Origin of the sequence: Natrinema pallidum DSM 3751, from assembly GCF_000337615.1 — an archaeon.
Lineage (GTDB): Archaea > Halobacteriota > Halobacteria > Halobacteriales > Natrialbaceae > Natrinema > Natrinema pallidum.
Map to the genome: position 1 here is coordinate 1 of NZ_AOII01000054.1, position 7,899 is coordinate 7,899.

Genomic DNA, 7,899 nt, shown 5'->3' on the forward strand with positions numbered 1-7,899 from the left:
CAATTAGCCCTTGCTGAGGGTGCATATCTCCCCGATTGGCCGCCTGCTACGAGACAGTGGCGAAATTTACTGGGGCTAAACACGTACGAACGGCTTAAAAATACCCCCACAGCAACTGGGAGCCTACCGCTGTAAGACGCCTCGTGAATTCAAGACAGAGTCGATAAGACCGTACATGGAGGTGCCACAGAACAATTCGCATGGGGTTCCGTTCGATCTATTTGGACTGAACTGGCTGTTCACTACAGGTGCGTACTGACCGCAGAGATTTCTGCCAGTTCGATAGGGTGTTTAACGGCCGTGCAAGATACAGAGCGTGTATGCAGTCGGTAGCCATAGATTGTAAGATAGCAGGTGGAGTAACTCTGCGAATTGACCCTACAATAATCAATAAGCCCGAAGGAGAAGATTAGTACAGAGAACGGCAACCCCAAGGGTTACCCGCCAATAAGAAAGTCAGGACGGAGGAAGCCGGATAGCAACAGAAGTAGGAGTACGAGAATTCCCGCGAAGCGGAGTATGCCCGCCGCCTGTCGCCGGTTCTCGGGGAGGGACTCGGCGATTCCGGACAGCGCACTTCCGACGATCAAAAATAGTATCCACAGAAATTTTCCAGCGTCGTCGACACTCCAAGCATACACGAACATGCACAAGAAGATGAGCGACGCGCCAAACTGAACTAGTGCGACGGAACGGCCTTGTGGCTCGTTGAACAGAACGTCGCTGATATAGGGGACCATAATCGATACATTCCTGCTAAGGATACAAAATAATGACTCAATGTGATTCCAGTGGAACCTCTTCTCCCGTGCTACGCGATTCCACTGCAGGAACTGGGAGGTAACATACTGCGAGATTCGCGCTCTGTATTCAGCAAACGGTTTCTGATAGCTTTGATAGGGGTCTCTCCTCAGCGCGATATGTCCTTGGACTGTACTGACCGCTTGTCGGGTAGTCACAGAATAGATCTGCGAGCCGTTCTCTGACTTCCTCTCTCACCTTTGCCTCAAGGTTGCTATGAGTACAGATCAGCCGATCCACCGAGAACAGCACCACGAGCGACACGAGTACAGCGATACCAGTGATCGGGAACAACACTATTCTGGAGATACTGCTCAACAAAACGGACATGAGCTCATCGCGATCGACGAGTGGCTCCCAGGCAGGGAGCCAACACCCTATGACTTGGAACTCACTGACGGTTACGAGTACCGAACGCGCTACTGGCGCTGTCGGAACTGTGGTCAGGAACGAAACCATCGCGACGAGTTTCGAAATCAGTGCGAGACGCCAGTACCACTGACCCCACTCGAGGCGGAAGGGTACTCGATCGAGGATCCGCGAACCCGGCGTGCATTAACTGAGGAGATGGACGTCCGGTTTGCCAAGGTGGGCTCAACCTACGAGGTCGTCAGTGAGAACGGGAACACATACGAACTCGACATCGAGGCAGAGACCTGTAGCTGCCCAGACTTCAAACAACGCCAGCCAAAGAGTGGCTGTAAGCATCTTCGACGTGTCGATCTCGAGATTCGAACTGGACTCGTTCCTGCTCTAGATGGAACATTCATTCGATAAGAGAGAGGACTCGCTTATTCGAGGTTATTTATCTCCCTTAGAGTGGTGCAGGGGACGCGAACAAAGTCCACTGTACGATGTATGGAATCCAGATTCACAGCAATAGCGTCCGGCAGAGCTGAGACGATTCAATTCATGAAACGAGGTATCGCCAGATGACCGACCGCGACGAGTGCCGAGTACCGACCTGTACGAGACTCGCCCGTGAACAGGCAGGGTACGGCCGGTTCTGTTCAAAGCGGTGTGAGCCCGCTATGAGCACCTCCAAACGGACGCTCGAGAGACTGCTCAGGAGGATGGAATCAGAGGATAGGCCAGAACAGAGAGTCACCGATGACAAGCAGGTTCCTCTCGACGATATTCACGAGGCGATTCTGTCGGTATACCCCATCCCTCTCTTCTACAAATGCTCCAGTCAAGCAACGATAGTCCTGAGGTTTATCAGAGAAGCCGCACCCAACATCGGCGATGCCTCTCACCGATCGACAGGAGGATCTCCTCGTCGCAGTTGCACTGACCGAGTTCAGTGTTCACTATGAGAACGCTGATCCCGAACTCGCTGAACAGGCGTGGCAGCTTGCAGCGAACCGTCTCGTCGAGTACGACATCGGGCCTGCCGAGGCCGTCGATACACTCGAGATAGGGTAGACGCGATCTGATTCTCTTCTCGAGAAATCTGTAAAAGTGCCCGGCAAGGTGGGTATCAATCGTCGCCAGCGGGATTTGGACACTGCCAGGGAGGATGGTGGGTGGATCGGCCATGTTGCACGGTAGAAACGCGACAGTGACTATGTGATACCGTCCTATTCGTCGCTCGGTTCTGTTTTGATTGTTACGTCGACCACGTCACCAGCTTCGACATCAGCGTGCTCGAGGAGTTCCAAGACCTGTGTGTCCGCACCATCGCTCAACACGCGGGCTGAAACCGTTTCCTCGGATCGTTCGAGCGTCGTTTCGATCGCCTCGAGACGAGCGAGAACGTCTGCTTCGAACGATCGATCGGTCTGTCGGTCGTCCGCATCGCGTGCAGCTGCTTTCGAACCATCGCTCTCTGGATCGGTACCAGCATATGGGTCCTCGATAGCTCCTGAAAACGTCTCTTCGAGGGCATCGAAATCGACACCTTCTGCCTCGAGATTGATCGACTCATGTCGACAGTGAGGCAGCGAGGCGTCGGTCTCGAGTGGCTGCTCTTGGACAGCTTCCCACTGTCGGGTTTGGATTCGACTTGCAGTCGAGTCGGTAATCCAGTCGGGGACCTGCCACTCGCCGTTCTCGTAGAGACAGTGGGTCCCTGTATCGTTCGTTCCCCACGTGAAACAGCGATCGAAGCGCCGCTGAAATTTCTTGAGCGTCCCACCGCTCGCGTGCTTGATGACGACCTCTTTCGGAGCGATGTCGTGAACGATGTCGGAAATCGTCTCGCTACTGGGATGGTTCGACAGTGGAAACGTCTGTGTGGTACAGCGGGTGTCTGACGGGTCGACCTCGTCTTCCATCGTCAATTGAACGAACGCAGCAGCAGGGTCGTCGGCGATCGCTCGAAAGAGTCGCTGTGTACTGCCGGTCGTTGGCGTCTCCGGTCCTGCAATCGTGATCCCGCCATCTGCCAGGACCTCGTTCGTCCGGTCGAAGACCGCTGTCGGTTCGACCCCAGACACATCGTACTCGAGGCCGTCGTAGAGTTTCGCAGCCTGCCCGACGAGCGTGATCGGAACCTCGCGCTCGAGTATTTCTGTACAGTGACCCAGCAGTGTCGCGTAGTGAACGCCAGTCAGCGAACTCGCTGCGACGACCACTCGTGAGCCAGCATACGCATGTTCGAGGGTCAACTGAAGCGACTCATTCAGCGCCGTTGTGTAGGAATCGTTGCTCGCGACGTTTAGCAGCAGACAGTCGACATTGAACGGATACGATGTTGCCAGCCCCGGAAATCCCGCACACGGTCGCGTCGTGAAGTCTCCTGAGATGAGAATGTGTTGCTCCCCGTCGAGGGGGCCGTCAGTCGCAGTCTCATCGCGAAACCGGACCAGGAACCCTGCCCCACCAGGCGTGTGGCCAGCGGCGACCGGCCGGACCTCGAGTCCGTTGAGAATCGATGTCCAGTCGTCGATTGGTTCGAGGGCGTCGAGAGCGGCGGAGACATCCCCAAGGTCGTTGTCCTGTGTGGCCTCCGGCAGGGCCTGCTCGAGGATAGTGGCAGTTGTGTCTGCGGTATAGATCGGGGCACTGTGTCGTAGGTTCGTTGCGAGCGTGCGATAGTGATCGATATGCGGGTGTGTGAGTAAGATCGCGTTCAAATACTCGTCGTCTGCAAGTAGTGTGTCGAGATCGACGCCATCTCCTGAATCGACGAGAATACAGGCCCGCGTGCCATCCGCAGCTGTAAACCGCAGTAGCGTCGATTCGTTGCCGCTGTTAACATTCGCATGTTGATAGGAGACACGCATGCGTTTTATCTATCTTGGTGGTTACTCTGTATAAACCCAGGAAATATTCTTTCAGAAGAGTCACCCGGATCACGCGGTCACCGTCGATAGCATCTGACCCGACCGACGAGAGTAGAACAGTTGAACCAGACATTTTCACGATGAAATCGACACATGAACTCCAACGTCCTCCGTCGCAGTCTTAACCAACAATAATGGTCGAAAGAGTAGGTTTGTTGGTTAACACGCAAAGGAGCCGATGAAGCTCGACTGTCACAGCTGTCCTCCTTCCTCTCAACTCGAGAACACCTGGACGCCTGCCGTTTGCATCCGTACCTATACCGCAGCATGTTTGTCCGCGCCAAAAGGTGCGAGGCACGTTCTTCCGCGCCCGGCCCGATTCATCATATCGAATTCCCCTCAACGACGTGATGGCCCACAGTTTGATGCAACACACGAACCCATCGAATAACCATACTCATTTACGACTCTCCTACACCTAATGCAGAATCATGACAGAGTATTAATAACACAAGCTATAAAAGAAAGTGAGACTGACACCATCTCATGTCAAAAGTTGACTGGAACTCATGGCGCTGTGCATATCTGAGCTGGTTTAAAGCTGCTGGCACTGACGACCCACTCAAATATCTCTCCACATTTGATCACACAGGGACTGCAGAAGAAATCAAGCGAAAAGCGAAAGCTGCTGGAACACTCTCCTCACTACAAGAAATTGGTCTCCATGGCTTTGAGCGGGGAACTACGAATGAAAATCAAGACATCGCCATTATCAATATTAATCCGAAGCTTGTCTTATCATCAGAAGGGGACGTAGAATCAGATCTCAATTATCATCTCGGTATGTGTTTACCCCCAGAAATCGCAGGAGGACAGTAGGTTCAAAATCGGGGAATTCAATTAGAAATCCGTAAAATTCGACCGCCGTNCACTGAGAGATATATAAATCAAATAGAGGGTGCTGTTTTCAGCCGTCTCAGTGGCTCAGCCAGGAACTCTATGGGGGTAAACACATGCTCATCTCGGAACTAACGATGTCGAAAATATAGAGGAAAGTAGAACAGAAGGGAACCGTGTAGGGCTAAAATGGTTACTCACCCACAATGACGAAACAGTAGCAGACTACGTTGACTGCATCTTCCAAGAATTATCAGATGCAGGGAAAATACCGGATACCCTTTCGGCACCAACAAAAGACCAGATTCCAGAGCTAACCGACCATCTATACTACACAAACTGGTTCAAATACGCAACAATCGACGACACGGTGCTCAAAAACTGGCTTAAAAATGAGGGGGGATCAATAGACTGTGCAAATATTTTGGATGACGACAGCACTCTACTGGATGGATTGGGGAGTGCAGACCAGATCCCGAATGCGATGTTAGAAGAAGAACTTGCAGCCGTTGACCCAGAACTCATTATTGTTTCAGGAAAACTTCCTTGGACCCGATTTTTCTCCAGTGATGACCGTATTACACCAGAAAGCGAACATCAAGTGTCGAACACGACCTACAAGGTTCACGGACGACCTTACCGATACAATGGGCCCACAGGCGTAGACGCAAAAGTCATCCCCCTTTATCACACCTCCCAGAGAGGTTACATGAATGCCAGTGCATACCTTCCGTCAAATGATCCAGTGAAAGAAACAAAAAACCGTTTGTCTGCTTCAATACAAGCATAACAGCGGTTCAGGGTATCAAGCTCCTCAGATCTTGGATATCCAAGCACCACCTGAAGATGATCCAAAACGCATGTGTGTCCGTCAATAACCTCGTTTCATAGTAGTCATAATCTGGATAGATATATTCTGGTTTAGCCCTGTTCAACCTCCAACGGAACATGAAACCTTCTTCTCTTTATTCATCTCTGAGCGAGCATCCACGAATGGCTTGAACAGTTCGTATAAGACTACAACCAGCAAAGACTGCATCAAGCCCTCAACGGAAAACACCAGTTGAGGTGGTTCAGAGCTAGACAGTGCCGATGATCTAATTATGTATGCTTTTGGGACTCTGGTGAGTGGATTCTATCATGCCGGAGTTCGGGTCACTTGAGTCGCAGGAGGTTCGTGAGTATTGGGCGGATGAGGCACGGGATTTCACACCGTGGATAGCTGACGAAATCCGTTCGGAGGATGAGTCCGAGCTAGAAGCTACACTTGGGCTGGAGTTAGAGGTCATCAAGGAAGAGAAAAGCGTTGGCAGGTACAACGTCGATATCTTGGCCGAGGTTGTCGATGATAATCGGAACGTTGTTATCGAGAATCAACTCAACTCGTCTGATCACGACCATCTGGGGAAATCGATCGCGTATGCCTCAGGCGTTGATGCAGATATTATCGTCTGGATCGCACCTCGATTCTACGACGAGCACCGCGATGCAATGCAGTGGCTCAACGAAAATAGCCGGGAAGGAGTAGATCTGTTCGCTGTCCGATTAGAGGTCTGGAAAATTGGCGACTCAGAGCCAGCCGTTCGCCTCAACCCAATCATTGAGCCAAGCGAGTGGAAAGAAAAAGCACAACGGTCCGACGACGAGTTGACTGAGACAGAGGAGCTACAAGAAGAGTATTGGACTGCGTTTCGTGATCGTATTGAAGAACGAGAAACCGCACTCAGTGCTCGAAAACCGTATCCCAGTTATTATCACAATCTCTCCATTGGCAAATTAGGCTTCGAACTCCAGTTTACAATCAATACACGCGATAATGAACTCGGGGTCGGTCTTGTTATTCGGGATGATGCCGACGCGTACTGGCAGTTAGAAGAGGACTGCGACGAAATCGACCGCCAGTTCGATCAGGAACTCGTATGGGACGAACCTGAAGAAACTCGTTCCGGGAAGAAACGAAGTCGGATCTGGATCGCGAAACAGGGCGATATCAGTGACGAAGGGCAGTGGGATGAGTATCTCGACTGGATGGTTGAAAATGGTGAACAGTTTTATGACGTGTTCTACGATCGGCTACAGCAAGTGTAGGTATAGTAGTGGAATGCTAGCCGGTGAAATTCGATGTCAATTCCCAATAGTATACGCTGTTCCACTCCTACTCTAATTTAATAGATCGAAATCCACATTTCGGGGACTGACAGATCCAATTCCCGGTTGACGGATCGCATTCAAGTCGACTATCACAAGTGGGGCAGCGTCGCACTGCTGTCTCAGAAGGATCTGCCGAAGAGTTCTGTACTGAGATAACATAGCCGATCGTCTGCCATTCATCGCAGCGAAAAATCATTGCCATCGTCTCGTCATCGCCCCACGTAAAGTGCGGAGTCGTATCGAGTAGGTAGAACCGATCGAATACTTCGAGGAACTCTTGCCCGCGATACGTCGCTTTTCCCGAGCCTGTACTTTCCTTCCAAGACCAGTGTGAGTCTCTGTACGAGGATATAACTGACGCTCTCTCGGGCGTGAGTGTGAGTTTTGCATCGGAAGAGTCTGCTTTAGAGTCAAGGTATGTGTTTACCCCCAGAAATCGCAGGAGGACAGTAGGTTCAAAATCGGGGAATTCAATTAGAAATCCGNACTGAGAGATATATAAATCAAATAGAGGGTGCTGTTTTCAGCCGTCTCAGTGGCTCAGCCAGGAACTCTATGGGGGTAAACACATGCGAGTCAAGGAAGTCTTCGAACTTCCAGTCAGTAATGTGGGCTTCAGCAGTATGCTGGTCATGGATCGTACGGAGATCAAGATCAGCGATTCGCTGATGCCGGCCAGCGTCACGCTTAGGGATCACAGTCGGAACAGTACCGCCAAACGTGTTTGCTTCCATGAGCGTGTCATAGAAAGCGTCACGTACGAAGCAGCAGGGTGCGGAAAGTGTGTCCAGCACAACCGCGACCCTGCAAGACGTTGCTTCGG

Annotated in this window: 8 protein-coding genes; 6 read left to right on the forward strand and 2 right to left on the reverse strand. The window is 51.6% G+C overall.

Going from position 1 to position 7,899, the window contains the following annotated elements; genetic code table 11:
- Positions 1-437: 437 nt before the first annotated feature.
- Positions 438-740 (reverse strand): hypothetical protein, encoded by a 303-nt coding sequence (locus C487_RS09345; protein WP_006185499.1) that lies wholly within the window; start codon positions 738-740, stop codon positions 438-440.
- Between the two features lie 277 nt (positions 741-1,017).
- Here C487_RS09345 and C487_RS09350 point away from each other — a divergent pair, with 277 nt between their 5' ends.
- A complete protein-coding gene (locus C487_RS09350) occupies positions 1,018-1,578 on the forward strand; it encodes a hypothetical protein (RefSeq protein WP_006185500.1) in 561 nt (186 codons plus the stop codon).
- Positions 1,579-2,046: 468 nt separating this feature from the next.
- A complete protein-coding gene (locus C487_RS09355; protein ID WP_006185501.1) occupies positions 2,047-2,226 on the forward strand; it encodes a hypothetical protein in 180 nt (59 codons plus the stop codon).
- A gap of 155 nt (positions 2,227-2,381) precedes the next feature.
- Here C487_RS09355 and C487_RS09360 read toward each other — a convergent pair whose 3' ends face one another.
- Positions 2,382-4,028, reverse strand: a complete 1,647-nt coding sequence (locus C487_RS09360) for an MBL fold metallo-hydrolase (RefSeq protein WP_006185502.1) — start codon at positions 4,026-4,028, stop codon at positions 2,382-2,384.
- 546 nt (positions 4,029-4,574) lie between these two features.
- On the opposite strand from C487_RS09360, the gene C487_RS20275 reads away from it, so the two are divergent.
- From C487_RS20275 to C487_RS21315, 4 genes are all read left to right on the forward strand, one after another.
- Positions 4,575-4,907 carry a hypothetical protein gene (locus tag C487_RS20275; RefSeq protein WP_152422490.1) on the forward strand — a complete coding sequence of 111 codons (333 nt, stop codon included), beginning with the start codon at positions 4,575-4,577 and terminating at the stop codon, positions 4,905-4,907.
- Positions 4,908-5,295: 388 nt separating this feature from the next.
- Positions 5,296-5,715, forward strand: a complete 420-nt coding sequence (locus tag C487_RS20280) for a uracil-DNA glycosylase family protein (RefSeq protein ID WP_152422491.1) — start codon at positions 5,296-5,298, stop codon at positions 5,713-5,715.
- A gap of 350 nt (positions 5,716-6,065) precedes the next feature.
- Complete coding sequence (locus C487_RS21515; protein ID WP_006185503.1) at positions 6,066-7,013, forward strand: DUF4268 domain-containing protein; 948 nt, start codon at positions 6,066-6,068, stop codon at positions 7,011-7,013.
- Positions 7,014-7,645: 632 nt separating this feature from the next.
- Positions 7,646-7,899 (forward strand): hypothetical protein (locus C487_RS21315; protein WP_206538379.1); only part of this gene is annotated, 254 nt, incomplete at its 3' end.

What these genes read in the sequence shown, in the direction of transcription:
- C487_RS09360 (WP_006185502.1), bottom strand. Translation starts at nt 4,028, where the DNA reads ATGCGTGTCTCCTATCAACATGCGAATGTTAACAGCGGCAACGAATCG.
- C487_RS09355 (WP_006185501.1), top strand. Translation starts at nt 2,047, where the DNA reads ATGCCTCTCACCGATCGACAGGAGGATCTCCTCGTCGCAGTTGCACTG.
- C487_RS21515 (WP_006185503.1), top strand. Translation starts at nt 6,066, where the DNA reads ATGCCGGAGTTCGGGTCACTTGAGTCGCAGGAGGTTCGTGAGTATTGG.
- C487_RS20275 (WP_152422490.1), top strand. Translation starts at nt 4,575, where the DNA reads ATGTCAAAAGTTGACTGGAACTCATGGCGCTGTGCATATCTGAGCTGG.
- C487_RS09345 (WP_006185499.1), bottom strand. Translation starts at nt 740, where the DNA reads ATGGTCCCCTATATCAGCGACGTTCTGTTCAACGAGCCACAAGGCCGT.
- C487_RS09350 (WP_006185500.1), top strand. Translation starts at nt 1,018, where the DNA reads ATGAGTACAGATCAGCCGATCCACCGAGAACAGCACCACGAGCGACAC.